This window comes from Acidobacteriota bacterium, assembly GCA_003225175.1.
In the GTDB taxonomy this organism is placed as follows: domain Bacteria; phylum Acidobacteriota; class Terriglobia; order Terriglobales; family Acidobacteriaceae; genus Gp1-AA112.
The window spans coordinates 37,904-63,116 of sequence record QIBA01000041.1 but is presented as its reverse complement, the minus strand read 5'-3'; the positions used below and the strand labels follow the sequence as shown (position 1 = coordinate 63,116).

Here is a 25,213-nt window from a genome sequence, read left to right as displayed (position 1 = left end):
ATCAAACCTCTTTACCACAGAGGACAGGGAACACAGAAGAGCATGGACTAATCCATTCACTCTGTGTCTTCTGCGTCCTCCGCGTTCAATTCCTCAGAGTCTTCCCTGTTTTCAACGTGTACTGGATACGTTCCTGAGTCTTTTTCTCACCGCACAGCGATTTAAACGCTTCCCGTTCCAAGTCCAACAAATACTGCTCACTGACCGGCATTCCCGGCGTAATATTTCCGCCGCAGATTACCTCTGCGACCTTGTTCCCGATCTTCACTTCGTGGTCGCTGATGTACTCGCCCTGCCTCATTAGATGAACGCCGAGCTTCAGCGTCGCCAGGATGCTTTCTCCGGGAGCCGGCACATCGGTCCGCATCACGGGTGCACTATAACCCTCTTTCACCAGCTCGAGTGCACGACGCTTCGCATCGGTAACTAGCCTCTCGCGATTCATCGTCACCACATCGGCTTGAGAGAGGAAGCCTAGGTTGCGCGCCTCGGCCGCGGAGGTTGAGACCTTGGCCATGGCAATGGTCTCGAAGTTCTTCTTCATCGCCTCCATCAGTTCCACGGATTCGCCGCGTCCTGCAGGCCGAATGCTGGTCGAAGCGTCAATCGCGCGCAGCAACATCTCCTTGCATCCGCCCCCGCCTGGCAGGAGTCCGACTCCGACCTCGACCAAGCCCATGTAGAGTTCGGCATGAGGTTGACGGGAGGCAGCATGCAGGCTGACCTCTGTGCCACCGCCGAGGCACATTCCAAATGGACCAGATACAACCGGCTTAGGACAGAACTTGATGGCTTGCGTCATGCCTTGGAAGCCACGAATGGCGAGGTCAACCTCATCCCATTCGCTTTCCTGAATCGCCATAAGGAGAAGCATGATATTGGCGCCGACGGAGAAATGCTGCGCGTCGTTGGTGATGACGAAGGCGTCGAACTGATTCAATGCCGCGCTGCCCGGCTTCAGGTTTTGCGTTACGAACTGAACGATGTCAGCACCCAATGAATTCATCTTGGAGTGGAACTCGATGGCAGCGACTCCGTCTCCCAGATCAACCAGCGAGGTGGAAGCGTTCTTCTTCACCACTCCGTTGCACTTCTTCGCGACCATCACTGACCAGACGCCTTCGGGCACTTCCAGCGGGCGATAGCTTGAAGTCTTCAGATCGAAGTAGCTGCGTCCCGAGGATGAAGCCTTGTCATCGGCATACCAGGAGGCCTTGCCGCTTGCCAGAAGCTTTTCCGGATTTGCTGCGACCAGCCGCCCTTCGTTCTTCATCCGTTCTACAGTCGAGGCAACTCCTGCAGCATCCCACATCTCAAACGGCCCCATTTCCCAGTTGAAGCCAGTGCGCATGGCTCGATCAATTTCGACGATTGTGTCGGAGATCTCGGGAATGCGATTGGCAGCGTAGGTCCACAACTCCGAGAGTGACGTCCAATAGAACTGCGCGGCTTTATCCCGCGGATCGGCGTTCACAAGCATCTTTAGCCGCTCGGCCGGCGAATCCACATTCTTGGCCATTTCGAGCAGTTGGAACCTGGCCTTTCCGCGTGGGTGATATTCGAGGTCTCTCCAGTCAAGTGCGAGGCGTTCTTCTTCGCCTGTTGCCGATTTGCTCTTCTTGTAGAAGCCTTGTTTGGTTTTGTCGCCGAGCCACTTGCGTTCCAGCATCTGCCCGTAGAACGTTGGCAGTTTCAACTCGGAGCGTTCATCCTTCACGCTCTTCGTCATGTTGCTGACGACATGTCCTAGGATGTCGAGACCAACCAGGTCGATGGTGCGGAAGGTCGCGGACTTCGGCCACCCGACCGCAGAGCCGGTGAGCGCGTCAACCTCTTCAATTGACAGTCCCATCTCCTGCATGATGCGCATCACGTTCAGCACTGAAAATGTGCCAATACGGTTGGCAATGAAGTTCGGCGTATCCTTGGCCTGAACGATCGCCTTGCCCAAACGCTGATCGCAAAACTGCGCGATTGCTTGCATGGCCGCGGGATCGGAATCGGGAGTTGGAATGATCTCCAATAGGCGCATGTATCGCGGGGGATTGAAAAAATGCGTACCGAACCAATTGCGGCGAAATGCCTCGCTGAAACCGTCGACGATGCTGCCGACGGGCAGGCCGCTGGTGTTCGTCGTCACGATCGCCGATGGCTTGCGTACAGCTTCGACTTTCTTGAGTAGCGTGCGCTTGATCTCGAGGTTTTCGGCGACGGCTTCGATGATCCAATCGGCGTCGGCGAGCAGTTTGAGATCGTCTTCGAAATTGCCGGTCTTGATCAGCCTTGCCAGCGAAGGATCGAAGAAGGCGGCAGGCTTCGATTTCTTGGCGCCTTCGAGTCCCGCAGCCACAATCTTGTCGCGCTCAGGACTGCCCTCTCCCGGCTTTGCTGGTGAAGCGCCGGGAGGAACGATGTCGAGCAGGTAGCTGGGGACTCCGGCGTTGGCGAAATGTGCAGCGATGCGGGAGCCCATGGTTCCCGCGCCTAAAACGGCAACTTTGCTGATTTGGATGGCCATGAAGGAAGAGAAACTCGCGCTAGGCGACGTTCTCATCTTATCGGAGGCGAACTCCAGCGTGACCAGCGGCGCGAGTTCGATGAAGCCGGTTTTGCTCATGAGGCTCGGCTCATTATAATGAATGAACATTCATTCAGCAACCACGAAAGCTAAGCGCCAGAATTCGAGCATTTGGAGCTCGAATTTGCGAGCTCCCCGGTTAATCTCCCTGCTCTTTGATAAATCCGGCGGTTTTTGCGAGGCTACTAGCCCGGCTCGTCGGTGCTTCCGACCAGTGAATGGGTGATTGCATGGACAGAAAGCGCAATGCGATTTTGAACGCCGACTTTGCGCATCAATTTGGCGACGTGCGCCTTTACCGTGCGCTCTTCGATCTGTAGCGCCTGTCCGATTTCGCGATTGGAACGGCCGGCTACAAGGAGTTCGAGCACTTCCTTTTCCCGATCAGTGAACGTCACGCGGCCTGCGGGAAAAATCTTGCCTGGAGATGACGTAACGCGATCGATGAAAATGGACATTACGCGACGCGGAGCCCAGACCGATCCTTGATGAACTACGCGAATTGCCTGTACGAACTCCGATGGGCTGGCGGCTTCATCAACATATCCTTTTGCTCCTGCTGCCAATGCTTTGAGAATGGCCTCATCGTCCGCACCGGTTCCAGTAACGATGATACGCAGGTCGGGACGCGCAGCCTTCATGCTGGCCATTACATCGAAAACGCTGCCGCCCCCGCTGGAACGGTTGCCAAGGAGCACCAGATCGACATTCTGTAGGCGCGGCAGTTCTTCGAGGCTCGCGGCAGAGAGTTCCAAATCGGGCTCGCTATCAAAAAGGGAACGGAGCCCGATGAAGCGCAGGGGATCACTGTCAACGACAGCAATATGAATCATTGGCTTCCTGGCAGTTGCAGCTTTCATAGTGGTGGTCACGGCTAGCTGTCGCCTAGCATACCTTGAATCTGTGCCTGTGAACTATTAGTGCAATGACCTAGTGGACATGTACTGAAGTGGTCAACCCCTAGGAAGGGTCCATGCTCTCGGGACGGGCGAGTGGTCAGCGGCCGGCGGCTTGAGCGCGTGCGATCTTGCTGGGGAGTATAGGTGTGATGCCCGCCACATAGCCGCGACTATATCCCGAGCAAAATTCGATTGAGTAAAGATCGTTTATGGCTCTTCGACAATATTGCTCGACATACTCAGCAGTGATGTGTGCAGCAGGAGCGTTCTGGGATTGGGCGCTCTTGTATCCGGCGGCGAAACCCTCATCGAAGTGAATCCGACGGGTATTTGGCAGAATTTCGGTCAGGCCTGTGACAGCCGTCATGGCCCACTGACTGGCGCGGAATTCAGAGCCAGAGATTGCATCTGCATAGCCGCTGCGCAAACCAGCGTGAAAGCCATCTTCGAAGAGCGCCTTGCTTCCAAAAGCGGGACGATACTGCCGGATAGCCTGAAGGTAGTCCTTCCCCTTCATCGTGAGGCGGGGCTCGCGCCCCATATGGACATCGAGATCGCCTACATGGAAGCCTTCTTCGTAGCCATGCCGATATCCATGCGCGAATGCAGAGTTCGCGTAGAGAGTTCCAAACATCTCGCTCTGAATATGGCTTTCGTTGGCCAGGAACGGCCGAGCTGATTGCGATGAAGAAGTCGGGAGCGAAGTGAATTGGGTTGAGGTCTGCGCGGACGAAGCGGCTGCAGAGACCAGTGCAACCAGCAGTACACAACTCGCGCGCAGTATCATCCCGCTCACAAGAGAAGGTAGATGTGGCCGAGCTGCGGGTTGGATGTAAGCGAGTACTGCAATGTGCTGTGCCACGTTCCGCCAACGCGCGCATTTCCTCTAACGCACCAGCCAGTGTGACACCAAAGTGCTGGACCTGTTGCGGCTCGTAAGGTCATATTAGGCAGCTACTTAGGTGTTTCTTTCCATTTGTTAATTCAAGGTTGAAAGCGATACTCGCTTCATCTTAACCCCGATCAATTGAGTTCGCGGGCGGGTTCGGCAACGAAAATTTCCTGGGGGAAACGAAACCGGGCCGGACGCGAACTCAAGTGGTAACGATCTCCCCGGAAAGTTAAACGACTTCCGGGGAGTTCCGTTTAAGGCAATAGCGCGAGCGTCGGAGTTAAGCCGTAATGGGGATAAATGGCCCTTCCACGCAAGCGACGGCTGCTTTTGCTTTGCGCCAGCTTTCTGCTGTGTGACCAACTTTCTTTCCCAACGAATCCTGCCGCATCGAAGTCTTGGTTCGACCAACATCTCGCGAAGAAAACTCAAGCTCTCTATGAGCACATTCGAAGTTCGAATGAGCCAGATGCGCTGATCAGCGTTGCTCTTCTCGATGAAGTCTGTGACTTGCGAGACAAAGTTTCCGACCCGTACGCGATCGATTCAACTCTTGCTCGTATCGCTAACGATCCCGCCGCCCCGGCAGCCGTGCGCGAGGAGGCGACGTATCTTGGAGCTCGCGTTAGGGGAGCTCCAGTTGAAACTCCACAGTCTGTGAATGCACTGATCGTTCGCACGGCCAGCGAAAAACCAAGTGAGCTGGAGCTTCAGGATGCGATTTCCGTAATCACGTCCGTACACGGACTGGAAATGCATGCCGTAGCTGAGCACACCGCCGAAGGCAACAACAGCCCCGAAGCCTGGTATCGCGAGTCGAAGAATGCGACAGACGAGTACCGGCGCTTGCAAACGCTTCGCAAGACGCTTCAGTTGAATCGAGACTACCTCCCTGCCGTCATTGACATGGCAAAACGCTACTCGGCGCAGGGACAAATCACCCGCGCGCGAAACATGCTATCTGCGACTCTGGAGCGCTACCCTGCTGAGCCTTCGCTGCGGGTTTTGCTTGCAGAGCTGGATATCAACCAAGGCCATGCGTCGGCAGCGCTAGAGATCATGAGCCAGTTGCGCTCCAGGATTCTGCCGGTTGCCGTTACGCGACAGCTCGCCGACGACTATGCACAGCTCAGGTTCGTACACGAGGCGCAGGAACTTGCTCATACTGCCCTTCAACTTCATCCGAGTGGAATTGAAGAACGCGAGTTGGCATTGCGCTTGGATCTACAGGCGGGTGACGCCACCTTGAATTCAAAGCAGACTGGCGTTCGATCACCCGAAGAGGCAAGAAGCGAATCTTCTGAGGCGCAGGATGAGACAGCCCTGCGACGTCTGCTGAATGGTCATGCCGCGTCAGCGCATGATTCTCGAGAATTCTTCGCTGATGCTTCCAAGCTGGCACAGAAGTGGCAAGCACGGCCGCTAGCGGAACGAAGCGAGTCGCGCATCCTGGCCGATGTTCGCGTCGATCAACTCCGGCCTGACTACCAGGACGCGCAACACGTGCAACAAGTGATTGCGATTGGTGCAGCGGGCGACGTAGTCACTTACAAGCAACGCGGTATCCAATATTCGGCTCAATCGCAGCAACTCAACGTATTGCATGCCCGCGCGCATCATGGCGATGGACGAATATCTGAAGCTGAAGATCTTGGTGAGAGTTCGGTCGCAGACTCCAGTGCGGCGACTTACGACGATTTACGAACGCGACAATATCGCCTGAAGGACCTCCGAGCGGGGGACGTAATCGAGCTGGAATACACAATCACACCGCTGACCACCGAGAATCCTTATGGCCAGTACTTTGCGCAGCTAATCGCTTTCGGCTCTTCGATCCCCTGTGACTTTCAGCGATATGTTCTGCGCAGCCCGCATGAAATTCATCTGAGCAGTTCTGAGCGTTCGTTACCCGCAGCAACGATCCAACAGCGGCCCGCTGAAGATATTCGCATTTGGGAAAGAAAAGATATAGCTGCGCTTGTCCGTGAACCAAACTCACCCTCCTGGAGCGAGCAAGGGGCTTACGTCCATGTTTCGAACTTCGAGACCTGGCAGGAATTGGGCAAGTGGTATGCGAATCTGATTCGCCCGCAGTTCAAACTGAACGAACAACTGGAAAGACAGGCGGCGGAAATCGTGCGGAACCATCCCAACCGTCTCGATCGCGTAGCTGCCATCGATGAACTGGTCCTAACGAATACGCGCTACGTCGCTCTCGAGCTCGGCGTGTATGGGTTCAAGCCATACCCAGTCACGCAGACGTTCGCCCGACGCTTCGGAGACTGTAAAGACAAGGCAAGCCTGATGGTCGCGTTGCTGCGCGCCGCAGACATCGATGCACAAATAGCGCTGGTTCGCACAAAACGGCTCGGAGACATCGCCGCCCAACCAGCCTCGGTCTCCATCTTTGATCACGCAATTGTCTACGTTCCCGAATTCGACCTGTGGCTGGACGGCACCGCCGAGTTCTCGCGCTTGCGGGAGCTCCCAGTGGATGACCAGGGGGTGATGGCTCTCACCGTAACAGCCAATGGCGACGCCGTGCTTCGGCGTACGCCGGTGTCGTCCGCGGAGGACAACTATTCAAGGCGCACGATTAACGCACACGTGGACACCGACGGCACCATCAGATTCTCTGGCGCTACCTACGTTCGTGGTGAAGATGCTCCCGAGCTCCGCCGCCAATTGGAGCCAGGTGAGAGCAAGCTGGGATACGTGCAGGATCGTCTCGCGCAAGTGCTGCCGGCAGTCGAAGTGCACGATGTACAGTTGCCCGTAAGTCTTTCCGACGCTGTTTCTCTGAGTTTCGATGGCGAATTGACTGTATTCCACGGGCGCCACTTGGCAACGCTGCCGTCTTCGTGGATGGAACGCAACTACCTTGAAACTCTAGCGGCCAAGAACATGCGCAGCCAGGATTTGCTGCTCGAAGCTCCCTGGATCACAACTGAAGAAATTCACATTGAACTTCCTCCTGGCGCGCGTCTTTCTGGGATTCCCGATAATCAAAGCGTCTCGACCGAATTTGGGAATGCGACGATTCGTTACCACGTAGCCGGAGAGCAGATCACGATCCTCAGCACGGTCCAGTTCAGCGCGACGCGAATACCGGCGGCACAATACCGTGATTTTCGAAAATTCGCATCTGAGGTGGAAGCAGCTTTCCATTGTGATCTCGAGGTCGAGCTGCCGTGAAACCGTGGCGGTTAGGGATCTGCATTGCGGCAGCCTCCGCATATGCTCTGGCACAAAATGCAGAAAAATCGACGGAACTCTTATTCGCAAAATCCGATCTGGCAGGTGCGCTTCGCACCAGTGCAGCTGAACTTAAGCACAGTCCGCATGATGTGAATGCGCAATTTGTCCGCATGGAAGCTGCGCGTTTGGAACTTCGCAATCGAGACGTACTCCATTCCGCGATTGCGGTCTTAAAAGAGACGCGCGGCAATGATCCTCGAGCGAGAATTGCGGCTGCGCGGATTCGCGAATTGGCCGCCAACACTCCACAGTTTCGTGCTGTGCTGCCAGAAATCGCAGAGTTGTTGGCGAAGAACACTCCACAGGCGATCACGCTCAGCGGTGCAGTGTTAAGCGCTGCCGCAGATGGCACGGTGCTGCCAGGGAGGCTTCGTCTGGCGCGCAGAGTCACTAAGTGGCAGATCGCCGGTCCGTTCGGTCAATTTTCGGAAGTCGATTTCGATCGCGTCTGGCCTCCGGAAGAGAACGAGCTTCGCAGTGCCCGCTACGGTAAACAAATTCGTGAGGATATTGAAGTTCAATCCGGCGAGCTGCAGCTGCCGGAATACTTGACTCATTCCGGCGTTTATTACGCGGCCGGGCAGATTTCTATTCCGCACAGTGACCAATACCGGCTCACAGTAGAGAGCGACGGCACTTATCAGCTTAATGTGGATGGAATCCCACTATTAGTTCATGACGCTCGATTTTCGCAGCAGAACGCGGCCTCCGTGGTGGAAGCCGAGTTTTCACCGGGAAAGCATCTGGTATTTCTAAAGCTGCAAGCCTCAGCGCTTCCCTTGCGGATCTGGATCGAGCCGGTTCGGAAAGTGCATTCCGTGCCTTTGAAACTCCTTGCCTGGGAGGAGCTCTATGTGAATGCGGCGACCGCACTCATGGGCGGCGATCCGCGGCCGGCACTCAAGTTCAACGATCAAGACTCTTCAGTAATCGCAGCCCTCAAAGCTGAGGCGGTTTCACAAACAGGAGACGAGCGGCGAGCAATCGAGCTCTTTCGAAGTCTCAGCAATTCAGATTCACGAAATCTGCTTTCTGCTTTCAAGGTTGCCGAAACGGCACTGGGCAGTGAGCAATACGAAGAAGCAACCGCGGAACTCGGAAGAGTTCTCAAGGGAGCTCCGGCCTATCCCCAGACACAAGAATTGAAGTTCCAATTGGCAGAGCACTTCAACTGGCAAACTGAGCAGGATACCTCTCTCAGCCAACGATTGCGACTGCATCCGAGCTGTAGCGCACTCATAGATGCAATCAGGTTCTATGAGGCCCATTCCCAAAGCGATCGAGCACAGCGTTACGAGGCCATGCTCGCCACGTGCTCGCCAAGGCCATATGAATTCTGGGAGCATCTGAGTCTGCGCGGTAAGCATAAGTTGGCCGGGAACAGCATTCGCAAGTACCTCGGCGAACGCCCGGATGACCGTCAGGCTCTAATCATGGCTATCCGAGAGGCAGTTCTTGCGAATGATGTGCCAGCTGCCGGCCTTTACGGGAAAGCTCTGCACACGCTGGCTCCAAACTGGCGTTGGGCAGCCGCACTCGCCGATCACCCCGAATTGATACTCGACTCTCGCTCCGGCTATTCGGCTGCAAACGACTTCTACAAGCCCTTTGTGCGTGATCCATTCCCATGGATGCGCGAGAGCGACACGCAACTCTCTGACAATCGTGTGCTCATCAACGATCGTGTTGTGAAGCTCGACTCCCGTGGGGCGTGGATTTACCAGCATTCAGTTACGCAGGCTCTCAATAAGAGAGGAATCGCTCAACTAGGAGAGGTGGACATCCCGCGAGCGGTTGACCTGCTTGAACTCCGCACTCTCAAGGCAAACGGGACGTTCGTGGAAGCGGAGGAAGGCGAAAACAAGAATATAGTGTCAATGCCGTCGCTCGCAGAGGGAGATGCGATTGAGATCGCATACTTGCAGCATGTCAGCTCCGAAACGCTGATTACATCACCAGAGGTTCTGGATTTCGCATTCGCCTCGTCGCAATCACCAACTCGCTCCGCACGTTTAACATTGATTCGTGATCACGTCCCGGAGCCACTGTTGTGGCGCTCACCCGAAGTACCATGCATTCATAGCGAACCGGGAGATGATGTCAGCGTCACGATCTGGGAAATCGCGAATAGGCCAGCCGTTCAAGACGAGCCGGCCGCTCCTAAATACGATCGTCGCGCGCGTCTGCTGTGGCTGTCAATGGACCGCACGCAGCTCGAAGACCCGCGGGCACAGATACGAAACGCACTCATTTCTGCGACGAAAGTCAGCTTCCGGATTCGGGATCTTGCTTCTGAACTCGAAGGATCATCAGGAAGCAAGATAAACGCGGCGTACCAGTACGTGATGCAAAACATCGAAGAAGAGCCGGAGAACTGGCACGATGGAAACATCACTTCTGCCGATGAAAGCCTGGAGCACGGCGAGGGCAATCGGGCGGCCACGCTTGTCGCTCTTCTCTCCGCCTTGGGATATGAGGCAGACCTTGTGCTGGCCAGTGAACGGGGCAAGCACGATGCAGACGATAAATGCACAAATGCCCGGTGCTACACACATCCTCTCGTCAGAGTGGCACTGCCTGATTCCGGGACAATTCTGGTTGACCCGCAGGTTGACGGCGTCGCTGCTGGAGCTCTCTCGCCCGAGGTGGAAGGCGAAACAGCGCTGATCATTCCCCGCTCGCAAGCTCCTTCGAAGCAGTCGTTCGTGGTTGCCGAATCCACGAATCAGCTCAGTGTGGCAACTGCGGCATTGCGACTAGACGAGGCAGGCGGTCTTGCCGGAAAGATGCGCATTCGTTTTGGCAGCTTCCGCAGCGCCCAAATGCGTAAAATGCTGCGCTCTCTTCCTTCAAGGGATCGCGAGACCTTCTTTGAGCAGATGGCTAACCGGATCTTGCCAAGCGCAAGCTCTGTGGCAGCCACAGTTAATCACGAAGAAGATCCCGAGCAGGCTCTGGAATTGGAACTAAACATTCGGGCTTCGAAATTCGGGCAATGGAATGGTTCCGAAGTGCAGCTTGAAGAGATCGTTCCCCCACTCCGACTTGGGAAAATATATGCCACTCTGCCCCAACGACAGCAGCCCGTATTTCTTGACACACCGCTAATTGAAAGCTCCGAGTTTGCGATCGATTTGCCGGCCGGACTTGCAGCCGTTCGCGTGCCCGGTGCAATCGACGTGAAATCCGAGTTTGGCGACTATCACAGCGAGTTCATTACTGAAGGCAGGGTGCTCAAACTGAGCCGCCGCTTCCGAATTCCATCCCAGGTAATTGCGCCAGCAAAGTATCGCGAATTTTCTGATTTTGCCCTTCAAGTTGACACCGCGGAAAAGCAGCCTATTCAGCTGCGCCGGACGGTCTTAGTGCAAATGCTTCCCGACCCCGCGCAGGGCGCGCACAGTCCGCAGCCACTGCATTAAACTATTTGGTATGCCGGTAACCGAAGAAGATGTAATGACTGCACTGAAGGACTGCTACGATCCGGAGATCCCTGTCAATATCGTCGATCTTGGCCTTATTTATGGTGTTCGGATTACGCCCGAATCCAAGCCAGAAGTTCCCCCGGAAACGCGGCGTGATGTCGAAGTTGAAATGACACTCACGGCACCAGGATGCCCGGCACACACGCAGATCAGCCAGCAGGTCAAAGATCGGATCGAACAACTTCCAGGCGTGAACTCGGCGACCGTGAACGTTGTGTGGTCTCCGCCGTGGACTCCGGAGCGACTCAGTCAGGCAGCCCGGCAGAAGTTAGGAATCGAGTAGAGCCAAGGAAAACAGAGTTGCTGTTCCCTTTCCCCTTTTCCTTATCGCGCGTCCCCTAGTACGGCTTATTCTGGAACTCTCCACCTGAGCGCCCACGCATCTGTTGCCAGTTCTGCGCGTGTTCCGTGATGCGTTCCACCAGGCTTTGAATTCCGTTCACGATACGATGGCCGCGGTCGAGGTACTCGGGGGCCTGATTCCAAATCTGCTCGAACTTCTCCGGATGGTCAGAGGCCAACGCGGCCAGTCCTACTCCCGCACTAGCCATGCCAGCCGCTCGCCTGCCACTCAACAAAAAGTATGCCGCTGCGCCGAATGCGCCGAACATCAAAATCGTCTTCCAATCATGCTTTTCCACTTTGTCTCCTCCTGAGCTACTTCGCCGGACCGAATACTTAGAACGAGATTATCTCAACTCTCGTTGCCTAGAGTGTTCGGCTGAATCGCGATTGACCATCCCAGCATCGACAACTTAGTCTTTGCATATGGATTGTCGCAAGATCATCACGATGGACGAGGGCAAAATGGGCGAGAAACCCTACATCCGCGGTCTGCGAATTACGGTCTCCGACGTACTGGACTAAATGGCTTCTGGGATATGACACGAAGAGATCTTGCGCAACTTTCCAGACCTGGCTGAGATGATCTGCGGGCGTGTCTTGCGTTCGCGGCAGGTTCTTGGCGAGCATCAAGTGAAGCTGCTGCTCGACCAGAATCTCTCGTACAAAATCGCGACTCTTCTCAAGACTGAGTATCCCGGCTCAGTAGCTGCCCGAGGTGGGATTGTCACGCGCAACGGACGAGGAAGTCTGGCAATATGCGAACGAATCTTAAAGGAATCCTCCTTACTCGTGCTTAGCAAATAGAAATGGAACTACAGCAGAAAATTCGGACTCTTCCCATCAGCCCCGGCGTGTACATGTACAAGAACGCCGAAGGGGAGGTGATCTACGTCGGCAAGGCCAAAAGCCTGCGGGCGAGGGTACGTTCATACCTGCTGGAAGCTGCTACCCAGGATGCAAAAACCGGCTCGCTAATGCGCGAAGCCGTCGACGTCGAGTACATCGTCGTCGAGAACGAGCGCGAGGCGCTGGCTCTTGAGAACAATCTCATTAAGCAGAAGAAGCCGCGTTTCAACATTCTCCTGCGGGATGACAAAACATATCCATACATCAAGCTTACGTTGGGAGACCGTTTCCCAAAGGTTTTCGTGACACGAAGGTTAAAGAAGGATGGCAGCGCTTATTACGGTCCATACTTTCCCGCGAATCTGGCTCACCGGACGGTCGATTTAATTCACCGCAGTTTCCTGATTCCATCATGCAACATCGATCTGTCGCGGTATCATCCGCGTCCCTGCTTGCAGTACTACATCAAGCGCTGTCTTGGTCCTTGTGTGAAGGACTTGACCACAGCTGACCGTTACGCCGAGGCAGTACGCGACGTTCAACTTTTCCTTGAAGGTCGACAGGCTGATCTTGCTCGTTCGCTGCGTGCCCGAATGGAAAGAGCTGCCCAAGAGCAAGAGTATGAGTCTGCTGCTAAATACCGCGACCTGATCAGCACAGTTGAAGATTTGATGGAACGTCAGCGCATGGCGGTGGTTCAGGGTGATGATATGGATGTCTTCGGGTTTCATTATGAGAACCAGATGCTTGCCCTGAACGTCTTTCATATGCGAGGTGGACGCATCCTCGACCGCCGTGAGCTGTTTTGGGAGGACCTGCCCGAATTTGAACTCATGTGGCCTAGCGAGGAGGAGGAACCCGGCGGGAACGTGCAACGAGTACCGAAAGCAGAGTTTGATCCGGGACTCTTTTTCGCGGCCTTGTTAAAGCAGTGCTACATCGATAAGCAATATGTGCCCCGCGCGATCCTTGTGCCGGTGGATTTCAATGAACGTGCAGCTCTCGAAGAGCTGCTTTCGGAGAAGCGCGGTTCCAAAGTGGAGATCCTCATTCCGGTGCGCGGAGAAAAGCGGTCGCTCATCGATCTTGCGGCCAAGAATGCTCACCAGATTTACGATCAGCGCTTCCGCGTAATGAAGCCGTCAGTGAAGGCCATTCAGGAAGCTCTCCAGGACGCACTTACCTTGCCCACACTGCCAACTCGCATCGAGTGCTTCGATATTTCACACATTCAAGGCGCCGAGACAGTCGCATCGATGGTGGTCTGGGAAGACGGGCAGATGAAGAAGTCGGATTATAGAAAATTCATCATCCGCACCGTGGAAGGTGTAGACGATTTCGCTTCGATGCGCGAGGTAATCGCCCGCCGCTACAAGCGCGTAACCAGCGAGAAACGGAACATGCCGAGCTTGGTGCTAATTGACGGCGGCATTGGGCAGCTCCATGCGGCTGCCGAGGCGCTGGAGTCGCTCGAAATCACTAACCAGCCGCTTGCCTCGATTGCTAAGCGGGAAGAAATCATCTACGTGCACGGTCAGGAAGAGGATCCTGTTGTTCTTGATCGCCACTCACCGGTGCTGCATCTCGTACAAATGATTCGTGACGAATCGCATCGATTTGCCGTCACCTTTCATCGCAAACGTCGGGAGATACGCGATCGCGCTTCTGAGCTGCTGGAAATCCCGGGCATTGGTGCACTCACTACTCGCAGGCTCATTGAGCACTTTGGTAGCGTTCGTGCCGTAAAAGAAGCTGAGCCAGCTGCGCTCTCGGCTGTTGTGACGCCCGCACAGGCCGCGGCGATTCTGCAACATTTTCGGAAGGGAGAGGCAAACACCCTTCGGCTCCGCTCAGGACGGGCTCCGGTCACGAAGGCAGAAGTATGAGGTCACGAAGAGAGCGAGCCTGGATGCGGCCGCCCTCGACCGCGCTTTTGCTGTTGCTATTCATCGCCGGCGTCAGCACTGCAGATGAGCTGTCCGTCTCGCAAATTGCCTCGCGGATTGATCGCCGTTACAACCACCTCACTACGCTCAAAGCCCAATTCCAGGAGAATTACAACGGCGCGGGCCTTGTGCGAAATGAATCAGGACAATTGTGGCTGCAGAAACCCGGCAGGATGAGATGGCAATATGAGCAGCCAACGCCGAAGTTGTTCATAGTTGATGGGAAGAGTGCGTTCTTCTACGTTCCCTCGGAGCGGCAAGCGCGGCGAATGCCGGCAAAAAAGCTCGACGATTTTCGCTCTCCGATCCGGTATCTCTTGGGCCACACGAAGCTGCAACAGGAATTCTCCAAGCTCAGGATTTCAGCCGAGTCGCCGAAACAGCACGATAATGTAGTACTCGAAGGTGTCCCTAAGGGAATGGAGGATCGCATCCAGCGTGCGCTGCTTGAGATCACCCCTTCGAATCAGATCGGACGAATTCTCATCGAACAACTGGATGGCTCAACGACGGAATTCATCTTCCGCGATCTGCAGGAGGATGTAGTAGTGAAGCCGGACCTTTTCCGGTTCTCTCCGCCTCCCGGAGTTGAAGTCGTAGACAGTCAAAACCTCGAACCGTAGAGACGCAGCATGCTGCGTCTCTACCACGCAAGAAGGCCGGACATTCCCGTCCGGCCTTTATTACTGAAGACACAGTTACTGTGGCTCGCCGCTGCTGTCGGGGCGAATCACTGTTCCGTGACGTTCGTTAGTTGCGGATGGCATTACCGAAATGGGATTCTGCAGGCGGAAGCTGACTAGAGTTTCTGGACGCAGTTCCACTTTCTGCCCCTTGGTAATGGTGTTTGCGCCAGCACCCGCGCCGGCTCCCGCCGTCGCTCCGATGGCAGCCCCTTTGCCGCCACCAAAGATTCCACCCAGGATCGCGCCTACAGCAGCACCACCGCCGACTTTCTCTGCGGTGTTCTTGCCACGCGTGTCACCTTTGCGCTGCCATGTGTCGGTTGCGATCTGGTAGGTCTTGCCGTTAAAGCTAACGCGCTCAAGACCGAGCACCAGGGTGGATCCGCCGCTGTAGTGAGTGGCGGCATGCGCTTCCATGACTCGTCCTTGAACCTCGGCGCCCGCCGGGATCACGGTCTGATCGTCGACCATAACGTCGTTATTGAGTGTTCCGTGCCACGTATCGGTTTCGTGATTGGTCTCGGAGCTCAGCCCTTCCACAGTCCGCACCTGCAGAACTGTTCCCGCTGGAACTGTAACTTTCTGCGGAGGAGGCGGCGGTGAAGGTGGCGTATACGTACTTGCCGTCGAGTTGCTCGAACCCAAATCGGAACTGCTCGAAGTCGTGCTTGTGCCCTGAGAGTTCGTATACGAGCTCGATGCCGATGGCAGCGAATGACGTGGACGTACGCGCGGGCTGGTTGCGCGGCTTGGCGAACTGCGCTGCTGCGCCGGTTGAGGTGTCTCAGGCTCCGGCGCAGCTTGCGCGGTCTGGACTGCCAGGCGGCTAATCACCTGCTTTACGCCCTGTACCTGCTGCGCATCGTTTAACGCGGATGTAATCTCGGCATCGCTGTTCACAGTACCGGCCAGGGTTACGACGCCCTTATCGGCGTTGATGCTGATCTGGCGCCCACTCAACGAAGGGTCAGAACTGATCTTGGTTTGTACATTGCCTGCGACCTGGGCGTCTGTCAGGTCGCCACTGGCTACATTGGCCGACTTTGAGCAGCCACTGATCGCTGCAACCATAAGCAGCAATGCCAATGTGAAAACTGCTCCTGCGGACTTAAATTTCATAACACTCTCCTTCAGCGTTGTCTCCTGTACGAACGGCAATCTCTCGGGCTCTTGCGAACGTGAACCAAGTGCGCTGAATCGTGAGGAGATACCCGACTATTTTATAACCCTGAGAGTAGCCGTTTGTTGCTCACCGCCTTAGAGAATTGACGTACCGGAAGTATTTACGATTTGAAAACGCCTTAGATTGTGCAAAATGCGGCTAACGTGCACGTTATCAGCGAAATTCCGCTGTGAGGTAACGCCGCGCTCCCGCACGAAAACCGATAGGCTCAATGCCGAAGATGCGCTTCATTGTCGTCGGGTCTGCTGTTGAGCCTTCTTTCATCATTCGCAATTGCAAAGCTGTGACTGGCGGTGTCACCGGAAGTAGAGAAAAAAAAGTTGCCGCGGCTTTCATGAAGGGCATGGGAATGTGCAGGACTTTTTTCTGGATACCAAGACTCTCCGCGATTACATTCCCAATTTCATCCAGATTAAGTTCTTCGCTACCCACTAAATCGATGGTCTGCTTTGCCGCTGCAGGATTGCTGAGGGACTGCGAAAAGCATTCTGTCACGTCATCCACGTGAATTGGACGAAAGCGGTATTTTCCCGTTCCTGGAATCGGACGAAGGAAAGGCACTGCACGCATTACCTCCACCATCTGCCGCGTAAAGGCGCTTCCCGGTCCAAAGATGAGTGAGGGCCGCAACACTACAAACGGAATGCCACTATTGCGAACCTCCTCTTCGGCCGCAAACTTAGTCGTGTGATATTCAGTAGCGTCCGTCGGCCGGGCACGCAATGCCGAGATCTGTACGAAGCGTGTCACGCCGTTCTGCCGTGCCGCAGCTACCAGGTTCCTGGTTCCATGGTGATGTACGCTTTCAAACGTCTTCATGCCGCGCTCGTATATGATGCCGACGAGATTGATGACCGCATCGCAGCCGGCCACAAAGGTGCTCAAATTGCCGGAGTTGATGTCGCCTTCTACTTCCTCAAGCTCTGCTTGACCGTGCAGAGACCCGCGCCGACGTACGAGGGCTCGCACAGTGTGCCCTTCGCAGAGAAGACGGCGCAGAATGTGGGAGCCTACGAACCCGCTAGCCCCGGTAAGGAAAACTCTCATCAAGAAACTCCGAAGCTAGGGAAACACACGTGTTCCTATGGGTGCAAACTAGAGTTGTTAGATTGCTGCGGGGTGCTGATTGCCGGATCCAATTGAGCGGCCTTGGGCGTTAAGACAGCTCTGCTAACTCTTTTGCAAGCAATAGTTGAGTATTCCGAATTTGGCCCTCTTTCGGCGCAACTTCCGTCCCGACAGCCGTGTTTCTAGCTAGCAAAGACACCCCACGAAGGCCGACTGTGCTGGGCAAGCGCCATCCGGAACGCAGCCGCTCTGAAGTGGAGGGAGGGAGACAAATGAAATTCTTCGGTAAAAGTTTGCTCTGGACTATGGCTCTCGCCATTGCAGGGAGCACTGCCGGCGTGGTGCAAGCGAGTGCGCAGGATCGCGATCGTGATCACAATCGTGACCGGTGGAGATATCAAGATAAAGATTGGCAAAAGCGCCAGGAACGTGAGCGGAAGGAACGCGAGAAAGAATGGCGCCGCGCCCATGACAATGGCTACTACAACAACGGCCGGAACAACGGCAACTACGGGACGTACCGCAACAATGACGGATACTACGGCAATAACGGTGGCTACTACGGCAATGGTGGCTATTACGGGGGCAATGGTGGCTATTACGGGCGCGGAAACAGCGGCTACTATGGCGGCGGGATGAACCAAGCGCGCTCCATCGGCTATCAGGATGGAATCCGGGATGGGCAGAACGACCGCGCAACTGGACATAGTTATCGCCCCACCCAAGATGACAGCTACCGCAACGCTACGCGCGGATACAGCTCAGGCTACGGCAACAAGGATCAGTACAAATCCATCTACCGCCAGGGATACCAGCAGGGCTATCAGCAGGGATACGGTTCCGACGGACGTTGGGGCCGGTAAGTATTCGTTTCCCAGTTTCACTGAAGCAAATGAAAAGCGGGCCAGTAATGGCCCGCTTTTCTGCCTTTCGCGAATGATCGTAGCGCCTATCGGACAGCTTATCCCGGGACTTTCGTCCCCGAAATCCCCAGATGTGTCGGATGAAATACCCCAAATACGATGTTTTAGACTATTGCAGACAGTAGCGGCTCCTCTTCCATTATCCGTATTATTAACAGCAATTTGCCACTTCTCGCCTGCGAACTTGCTTCACATTCTGGAGAACTGAATAACCTAATGAGGCTCTTAGCAGTCGCACTGGTATCTATCTTATTTTTGGAGTCTTCGCTGAACGCCGCTCACCCGCTCTCAAGTCTGCTCGTTGGCGGTGACGCTGAGTCAATAAAAATCGTCTCAGAGGGAGAGAAGGCTCCCAACTTCACCCTGCCGTCACAGGACGGAAGCTCAATCTCGCTCGATCAATATCGCGGAAAGTGGGTGGTGTTGTACTTCTATCCCAAAGATTTCACTCAGGGGTGCACGATTGAGGCCCACAACTTCCAGCGGGATGAAGCACAATATCAGTCAAAGGGAGCAGTGATTCTGGGTGTTAGTCTTGATTCAAGCGATTCGCACAAGGAATTTTGCGCCAAGGAAGGGTTAAACTTTAAGCTCCTTTCCGACCAGTCGGCGAAGGTTGTCAATCAGTACGGCAGCCTGACTGAGTTTCAAGGCAAGAAATACGCGGCCCGCAACACTTTCATCATTGATCCTGACGGAGTCGTGCGGAAGATTTTCAAAGGAGTAAAGCCCAACGGGCACAGTCAGGAAGTGCTGGTCACGTTGGCGGATCTGCAGCACGCAAAGGCCTAGGGTTCCCCGGTTGGATTGCATTCCCGTTTAGAGCGAGGAAGCGATACAAATCATAGGCGATTCGCGGCAGAAGGAATTTGAGCAGCTCGCGCTTATACATCTGCGCGCGCTGCTGCGGGCCGCAGTGCGTCTGGCACGCGATGTAGCGATCGCAGAAGATCTGGTGCAGGACGCGATGCTTCGCGCGTGGCGCCACTTTGACCGGTTTCAACCGGGAACAAACTGTAAGGCATGGCTGTTTCGCATTATGCTGAACTGCTGGACCACGCGTCATCAGCAGATCCGGCAAGAGGCGATTCAGTTTTTTCCGGAACAGTACGCGGAAAATACCGACGGTGAACGACGTCCCCCGACGCGATTCACCGCGGAGGAAATTCAGAACTCGATCGATCTGTTGAACGAGGAGTATCGAACTGTGCTCCTACTGTTCGCGGTTGAAGGGTTCTCCTGTAAGGAGATTGCAGAGATCTTGGGTATCCCGATTGGCACAGTGATGTCGCGGCTCTCACGGGCACGCACGATGGTGAAGAGCGATCTGTCGAAGCGCGAAGCGCGTTACATGAAAGTGAAAGCAAGACTATGAACTGTACATACAGCGACCAAGTCACCGACGCTTACCTTTCGGGGGAAATTGAAGGCCCCGAGTGGCGCACCCATCTGGGCAAGTGTCCGGAATGCGCCGCGAAACTAGCGGCAGAATCGGATTTCGACCTCGTTATCAAGCACGCCGTGAATGAAGAACGGCTGCAAACCAGGCAGCTCGAGGCCCATGTCCGCAATGCCATCCGAAACTCTTCCCCTTGGAAGTCTCCGGTCATGGTTCTCGTGCGGTACAGCGTTGCCGCGACTGTCATTTTCGCGACGCTTTTGGTCGCAACCTTCGGTTATGCCAAAGGACGAATGGATTTAAGCGCGACCTGTGGCGACGCAGTCGACGATCATCAGGAAGAAGTGATCGGCAAAGCTCCCAGGAAATGGAAGGTCGACGACAAGGACGTGCAGGCGCTGGCGCAAAGAGTGGTTGGTGATCCCCAGGCTCCGCAACGCGTAGCCCCGGCTGGCTATCACCTTGTTGGCGCTCGCGTTTGCGTGCTTCATGGCAAGCGGTACATGCATCTGGACTATTCCGACGGCATGAACCAGGTCTCGCTTTTCCTCCGCCACCAGGACAATCAACGCTTTACCACTCGCGTTCTCAGCTGGTTCCAAAACAATTCACCTGCCGCGCAAAAGGTAGACGGCCTCACAGTGGGCTCCGTCCAGAAGCACGACATCGCTTTGGTGCTGGTTTCGGCCTCCTCCGTTCCCGAAGTTGAGAAGGTCGTCAAAGAGGCTGGGAGTCGTCTCTAGTTTAGGAATGGCTGAGCAAGTTTGCTATTTCATCATCCTTCTCATGCCAAACTCGATGATTTGAGGGCACAGTTCATAAGCATGGCTAAGCAGCCATCCGTGCCAGGGAACGAAGACCTCACGCGTGCCGCGCAGATATCCACGCAGAATGGCTCGAGCGCAACGTTCGGGCGAGATTCCCTGCTGCACCGCATCGCCCAGACGTTTGCCTTCACTCCCCCGCACTGTGTTAGCGCCGAAATTCGTGCGGATGCGGCCTGGGCAAACGCTGATCACGCGGATGCCGCTTGGTTCCAGTTCGAGCCGCGCAGCTTCACTCACAGCATTCAGTGCGTGTTTGCTGGCGCAGTAGGCGCTCATGTGCGGCACAGGCAGATGTCCAACGATGCTGGAGATGTTGATGATCGTGCCTCCGCCCTCTGCCTTTAAAATCGGCGCCACGAGTTGCATACACTCAATTGCGCCAAACAGGTTGGTTTCGAACAGAGCGCGGCACTCGTCCATTGACATCGAGGCCACTGAATCCATTAATCCGTAACCGGCGTTATTGATCCAGGCGTCGATCTTCCCAAAACGGTTCTTAGCCGCAGATACCAGAGCTTTGATCTGGCTACGATCGCGCACGTCGCAAGCGACCGCCGCCGTACGATCGATGTCTCCTACACGCCTCCGGGCCTCCTCTTGCCGCGCGAGATCGCGCGAACTCATCACCACGCGGGCTCCTTCAACGAGAAATGTGCGAGCAATGGCCTCGCCGATTCCCATGGAAGCGCCGGTTATCACCACTACTTGATCGCGGCAACGCATGGCTCTCGTTGTATCTGCACAATGCAAGTGGGTCAAGCCTGCTCTAGAATCGAACGAATGAGCGAGCTTCTCCCATTGTTTCCGTTGGAATTAGTTCTATTTCCGGGAATGGCTCTGCCTCTGCACATCTTTGAGCCGCGATACAAGGAGATGATCGGCGAGTGCCTCGACCGCGACTCGCCGTTCGGGATAGTCCGTGCCATCAAGGATGGCATCGCTCAGATCGGTTGCTCCGCAGAAGTAGTAACCGTCGTAAAGAGGTATGAAGACGGCCGGCTGGATATCGTCACCCAAGGTGCACGTCGATTCGAGGTGCTTGAGATCTTGCAGGAGCGTTCCTTCCTTCAGGCCGACGTCAAATTTCTGGTAGAAGAATCGGATGGGCCATCCGAAACCAAAGAGAAAGTGTTGGATTTGCATCATTCGCTGCTGCTAATAGCCGCGAGCGGACAGGCAATCCCAACGATCGAACCTCCTGAAGATCTCCTCTCGTTCTATCTGATCTCGCAACTCCCAGTCGATCTGGACTTCAAACAAACCATTCTCTCGATGCCTTCGGAAGCGAGGCGGCTGGCGACGCTCATCGAATACTACGAAGCCATCCTGCCAAAGCTGGGGAAAATGGTGCAGGCGAAGAAGAAAAGCGGATCGAATGGGCATGTGATGTGAAGCGGCAATAAGCGATAGGCAATCGGCAAGGCGGATCGCGGCCTGTTTAGCCTATTGCATATCGCCTATTGCCTACCGCGCGCCGACGCGTTTTTCGCGCCCGCGTATAATTTTCTTGAGGTGATCTCATCTGTAATGAACCTCCCTACCACTCTGGGTGAACTCCGGAAAAGTGAATTTAGCGAACAGAGACTGCGCGCTCGTCGTGTGAAAGATGAATTGCGCGACAACCTGATCGCAAAACTGAAAACCGGTCAACCGATCTTTCAAGGCATCGTCGGATACGAAGATACCGTTGTTCCACAGGTCGTTAATGCAGTTTTATCGCGGCACAATTTCATCCTGCTCGGCCTCCGCGGACAGGCGAAGAGCCGCATGTTGCGCGCTCTTACCGGTCTGCTCGATCCGCATCTTCCGTACGTGAAGGGATGCGAGATTCACGACAATCCCTATGAGCCTCTGTGCCGGCAGTGCAAACACCTCATCGCCGAGGAAGGTGATGAAACGCCGATTGCATATTTGAGTCCACAGGAGCGCTACGTTGAGAAGCTGGCAACTCCGGATGTCACAGTAGCGGATCTTATTGGCGATATCGATCCCATCAAGGCTGCGCGGGGAGGACTCGATCTCGCGAGCGAACTCACTGTGCATTACGGATTACTGCCACGGGCCAATCGTGGAATCTTTGCCATCAACGAACTGCCCGACTTGGCGGGCAAGATCCAAGTAGCGCTCTTCAACATCATGCAGGAAGGCGATGTGCAGATTAAGGGCTACCCGGTGCGCCTGAATCTCGATGTGGCTCTGGTCTTTAGCGCCAACCCCGAAGACTACACCGCGCGCGGAAAGATCGTTACGCCTCTCAAAGACCGCATCGGCTCCGAAGTCCGGACGCACTATGCGGACTCACTGGAAGAAGGCGTCGCCATTACCAGGCAGGAGGCATGGGCTGAGCGCAATGGCCATCCGCTGCACGTCCCACAGTTCATCCGCGAGATCGTGGAACAGATCGCCTTCGCGGCCCGGGAAGACAAGCGCGTCGATAAGCGATCTGGCGTAAGCCAGCGCCTTCCGATCTCGACGATGGAGAATGTGATCTCCAATGCCGAGCGTCGCGCATTGCGCAATGCCGAGAGTACCGTCGTTCCGCGCATTAGCGACATCTACAGCGCCATTCCCTCCATCACCGGCAAACTCGAACTCGAGTATGAAGGTGAATTGCGAGGAGCAGACACGGTGGTTCGCGATCTGATTCGACTCGCCGTTGCTAAAACGTTTGACTCGTATTTCAAAGATGGCAACATGCAGCAAATCACGCAGTGGTTCGATCTGGGAGGCCAGCTGAAATTTTCCGATACCGCCGGCGCCGCCGAATTGCTCGATGGACTGAAACACATACAGGGTCTCACGGAGAAGCTGAACGCGGTTGACGTGAAGCCGAAGGACAAACCCGAACTTGTAGTTTCCGCGGCGGAATTTCTGCTTGAAGGCTTGTACGCACACAAACGCATTGGAAGAAGCGAGGAGCGCGTCTTCACCGCTCCGGAGAAGCAGCATCATGCGGAGAAGGCGATTGGACGCGATGAAATCCCGGCGCGGAATCGAAGGCCGTACAACTAAAAAGGACCGCCGCGCGCCCTCGCGCGGGTGTTGGTCTCGGAGTGCTAGCAGGATGCGTACTGACGCGTACTAGAGATAGGAACGCTTAGCTCTATTTGGGCTTTCTGGTGAAATCACCGAAAATCCGCGCGAGGGCGCACGACGGTCCTTGAACTCAGCGGATACCGCGCCGGTACGGCGCCATGGATTGTATGAAATTCATCAAGTACTCCAAGTACGTTGCCGATCCTGCTGGGGAGATGAGCATGGAAGATCTGCTCAATGCGCTCTCCAACTATCTGCTGCAGAGCGGGTTTCAGGATTCCTGGTACTTCTACGAATTCAATGAAGGCGAGCAGACACTCGAGCAACTCCGGCAGGCGATTCAGCAAGCGCTTGAATCCGGCGACATGCTTGACGAGAACATGCGCGAGCAGCTCGAGCAAATGCGTGCCGATGGTCAGCTTGATGAACTTATCGAGAAGTTAATCGACCGTATGGAGCAGGAGAACTACATTACGGTCGATCAGCCCTTCGATCGCTCCCAGCAATCGAACCTCCCTGGACAAACCGGGGAAATGCAGCAAGGCCAGGTCAAGTTTGAGGTCACCGACAAGGGCCTCGACTTTCTGGGATATCGCGCTCTGCGGGATCTTCTCGGCTCTCTGGGCAAATCCAACTTCGGACGTCACGACACGCGCGACATGGCTACCGGTATCGAGTCGAGCGGCGCATCACGCCAATACGAGTTCGGCGACACTCTCAACCTCGACATTACCGCCACATTATCAAACGCAATTCAGCGCGATGGACTTAAAGTTCCACTTGAACTCGAATATTCGGACCTTCAGGTGCATCAGTGCGAATATCAGTCTTCGTGCGCGACTGTGCTGATGCTTGACTGCTCGCATTCAATGATCCTCTACGGCGAAGACCGCTTCACTCCGGCGAAGAAAGTTGCGATGGCGCTCTCGCAACTGATTCGTACGCAGTATCCCGGCGATTCCCTTTCTCTCGTCCTGTTTCACGATTCGGCCGAAGAGCTGCCGCTTTCACAGCTCGCGCGTGTGAAAGTTGGTCCGTATTACACCAACACTCGCGAGGGCTTGCGCATGGCACAGCGCATTCTCGACCGCCAGCGTAAGGACATGAAGCAGATCATCATGATTACTGATGGCAAGCCATCGGCGCTCACGCTCGAAGATGGCCGGATTTATAAAAACGCCTTTGGGCTGGATCCGCTGGTTGTGAGCCGGACTCTGGAAGAGGTCTCTCGGTGCAAACGCGCTGGGGTGATGATCAATACTTTTATGCTTGCTTCGGATTACGGACTGATTCAGTTCGTGCAGAAGGTGACGGAGATGTGCAGGGGAAAGGCGTACTTCACCACTCCGCATACCTTGGGCCAGTATCTGCTGATGGACTATATGTCACGGAAGACACGGACGATTCACTGACTCGTGCAGGTATGTGGCGGTGCCGCTATGGAATGAGCGGCTTACATTTTTGTCACAGGATTCGGAGGAGGAGCCTGTCCCTGGGCAACCTCTTCCCGTCGCACGGCTGCTTCGGCAGCCTGGAAGCCGAGCTTGGAATGAGTTCCGTCGCAGAAAGGTTTGTTCACGGAACCACCGCAGCGGCAGAGTGAGAATGCGGGCTTCCCGGTGAGGTCCCATTCGCGACCTTCAGCGTCGACCAGCTTCACCGGTCCTTCGACTCGATACGGTCCATTCGGTTTTACCGTGATCTTCACTTCCGCCATCATTGGCCTCGCTTTCTGTCTTCAGTGTAATTGAGAGTGTAGAACTGGACACACATTTGGATGCGCAACCATCCTCGTAGAGACGCAGCATGCTGGTTCTCTACCATGCAGCATAGAGACATTGG

20 protein-coding genes and 1 pseudogene are annotated in these 25,213 nt (G+C 55.2%); 13 read left to right on the top strand and 8 right to left on the bottom strand.

The window, feature by feature from the left end; all coding sequences use genetic code 11:
* Positions 1-85: 85 nt before the first annotated feature.
* The 3 genes from DMG62_10405 to DMG62_10395 form a co-directional block, all read right to left on the bottom strand.
* Positions 86-2,518, bottom strand: a complete 2,433-nt coding sequence (locus DMG62_10405) for a 3-hydroxyacyl-CoA dehydrogenase (GenBank protein PYY23079.1) — start codon at positions 2,516-2,518, stop codon at positions 86-88.
* A 245-nt stretch (positions 2,519-2,763) separates the two neighbouring features.
* Positions 2,764-3,438 (bottom strand): hypothetical protein, encoded by a 675-nt coding sequence (locus tag DMG62_10400; protein ID PYY23057.1) that lies wholly within the window; start codon positions 3,436-3,438, stop codon positions 2,764-2,766.
* A gap of 136 nt (positions 3,439-3,574) precedes the next feature.
* Positions 3,575-4,264, bottom strand: coding sequence for a hypothetical protein (locus DMG62_10395; protein ID PYY23056.1), 690 nt, complete (start codon positions 4,262-4,264; stop codon positions 3,575-3,577).
* Positions 4,265-4,669: 405 nt separating this feature from the next.
* On the opposite strand from DMG62_10395, the gene DMG62_10390 reads away from it, so the two are divergent.
* From DMG62_10390 to DMG62_10380, 3 genes are read left to right on the top strand one after another with little or no spacing between them, the layout of a single operon-like run.
* Positions 4,670-7,564 (top strand): hypothetical protein, encoded by a 2,895-nt coding sequence (locus DMG62_10390; GenBank protein PYY23055.1) that lies wholly within the window; start codon positions 4,670-4,672, stop codon positions 7,562-7,564.
* Positions 7,561-11,049 (top strand): hypothetical protein, encoded by a 3,489-nt coding sequence (locus tag DMG62_10385; protein ID PYY23054.1) that lies wholly within the window; start codon positions 7,561-7,563, stop codon positions 11,047-11,049. Before DMG62_10390 ends, DMG62_10385 begins: the two co-directional genes overlap by 4 nt.
* A gap of 10 nt (positions 11,050-11,059) precedes the next feature.
* Complete coding sequence (locus DMG62_10380) at positions 11,060-11,395, top strand: aromatic ring hydroxylase (GenBank protein ID PYY23053.1); 336 nt, start codon at positions 11,060-11,062, stop codon at positions 11,393-11,395.
* A 55-nt stretch (positions 11,396-11,450) separates the two neighbouring features.
* Here the strand turns inward: DMG62_10380 and DMG62_10375 are convergent, their stop codons facing one another.
* Positions 11,451-11,753 carry a hypothetical protein gene (locus DMG62_10375; protein PYY23052.1) on the bottom strand — a complete coding sequence of 101 codons (303 nt, stop codon included), beginning with the start codon at positions 11,751-11,753 and terminating at the stop codon, positions 11,451-11,453.
* Between the two features lie 127 nt (positions 11,754-11,880).
* Here DMG62_10375 and DMG62_10370 point away from each other — a divergent pair.
* From DMG62_10370 to lolA, 3 genes and pseudogenes are all read left to right on the top strand, one after another.
* A pseudogene (locus DMG62_10370) lies at positions 11,881-12,146 on the top strand (hypothetical protein).
* Positions 12,147-12,263: 117 nt separating this feature from the next.
* Positions 12,264-14,189, top strand: coding sequence for an excinuclease ABC subunit C (gene uvrC / locus DMG62_10365; GenBank protein PYY23051.1), 1,926 nt, complete (start codon positions 12,264-12,266; stop codon positions 14,187-14,189).
* Positions 14,186-14,872, top strand: a complete 687-nt coding sequence (gene lolA, locus DMG62_10360) for an outer membrane lipoprotein carrier protein LolA (protein ID PYY23050.1) — start codon at positions 14,186-14,188, stop codon at positions 14,870-14,872. The genes uvrC and lolA overlap by 4 nt, the downstream gene beginning before the upstream one ends.
* A gap of 75 nt (positions 14,873-14,947) precedes the next feature.
* On the opposite strand, the gene DMG62_10355 is transcribed toward lolA, so the two are convergent.
* On the bottom strand, positions 14,948-16,054 hold the full coding sequence (locus DMG62_10355) for a hypothetical protein (GenBank protein PYY23049.1): 1,107 nt from the start codon (positions 16,052-16,054) through the stop codon (positions 14,948-14,950).
* Between the two features lie 217 nt (positions 16,055-16,271).
* The gene (locus DMG62_10350) at positions 16,272-17,165 is read right to left on the bottom strand and encodes an NAD-dependent dehydratase (GenBank protein ID PYY23048.1); all 894 of its coding nucleotides are present in this window, start codon (positions 17,163-17,165) and stop codon (positions 16,272-16,274) included.
* Between the two features lie 293 nt (positions 17,166-17,458).
* Between DMG62_10350 and DMG62_10345 the strand changes: the two genes are divergently transcribed.
* The 4 genes from DMG62_10345 (at position 17,459) to DMG62_10330 (ending at position 20,251) form a co-directional block, all read left to right on the top strand.
* Complete coding sequence (locus DMG62_10345) at positions 17,459-18,049, top strand: hypothetical protein (protein ID PYY23047.1); 591 nt, start codon at positions 17,459-17,461, stop codon at positions 18,047-18,049.
* Between the two features lie 276 nt (positions 18,050-18,325).
* On the top strand, positions 18,326-18,901 hold the full coding sequence (locus DMG62_10340) for a peroxiredoxin (protein PYY23046.1): 576 nt from the start codon (positions 18,326-18,328) through the stop codon (positions 18,899-18,901).
* Between the two features lie 43 nt (positions 18,902-18,944).
* Positions 18,945-19,484, top strand: a complete 540-nt coding sequence (locus DMG62_10335) for an RNA polymerase subunit sigma (protein ID PYY23045.1) — start codon at positions 18,945-18,947, stop codon at positions 19,482-19,484.
* Complete coding sequence (locus tag DMG62_10330) at positions 19,481-20,251, top strand: hypothetical protein (protein PYY23044.1); 771 nt, start codon at positions 19,481-19,483, stop codon at positions 20,249-20,251. The genes DMG62_10335 and DMG62_10330 overlap by 4 nt, the downstream gene beginning before the upstream one ends.
* A gap of 24 nt (positions 20,252-20,275) precedes the next feature.
* Here DMG62_10330 and DMG62_10325 read toward each other — a convergent pair whose 3' ends face one another.
* Positions 20,276-21,058 carry a short-chain dehydrogenase gene (locus DMG62_10325; protein PYY23043.1) on the bottom strand — a complete coding sequence of 261 codons (783 nt, stop codon included), beginning with the start codon at positions 21,056-21,058 and terminating at the stop codon, positions 20,276-20,278.
* A gap of 21 nt (positions 21,059-21,079) precedes the next feature.
* Here DMG62_10325 and DMG62_10320 point away from each other — a divergent pair, with 21 nt between their 5' ends.
* From DMG62_10320 to DMG62_10310, 3 genes are all read left to right on the top strand, one after another.
* A complete protein-coding gene (locus DMG62_10320; GenBank protein ID PYY23042.1) occupies positions 21,080-21,727 on the top strand; it encodes an ATP-dependent protease La domain-containing protein in 648 nt (215 codons plus the stop codon).
* Positions 21,728-21,862: 135 nt separating this feature from the next.
* A complete protein-coding gene (locus DMG62_10315) occupies positions 21,863-23,347 on the top strand; it encodes a magnesium chelatase (GenBank protein ID PYY23041.1) in 1,485 nt (494 codons plus the stop codon).
* 191 nt (positions 23,348-23,538) lie between these two features.
* Positions 23,539-24,783 carry a hypothetical protein gene (locus DMG62_10310; GenBank protein PYY23040.1) on the top strand — a complete coding sequence of 415 codons (1,245 nt, stop codon included), beginning with the start codon at positions 23,539-23,541 and terminating at the stop codon, positions 24,781-24,783.
* A gap of 41 nt (positions 24,784-24,824) precedes the next feature.
* Here the strand turns inward: DMG62_10310 and DMG62_10305 are convergent, their stop codons facing one another.
* Entirely contained in the window at positions 24,825-25,088 is a 264-nt protein-coding gene (locus tag DMG62_10305; GenBank protein ID PYY23078.1) for a CDGSH iron-sulfur domain-containing protein, read from the bottom strand.
* Positions 25,089-25,213 lie beyond the last annotated feature (125 nt).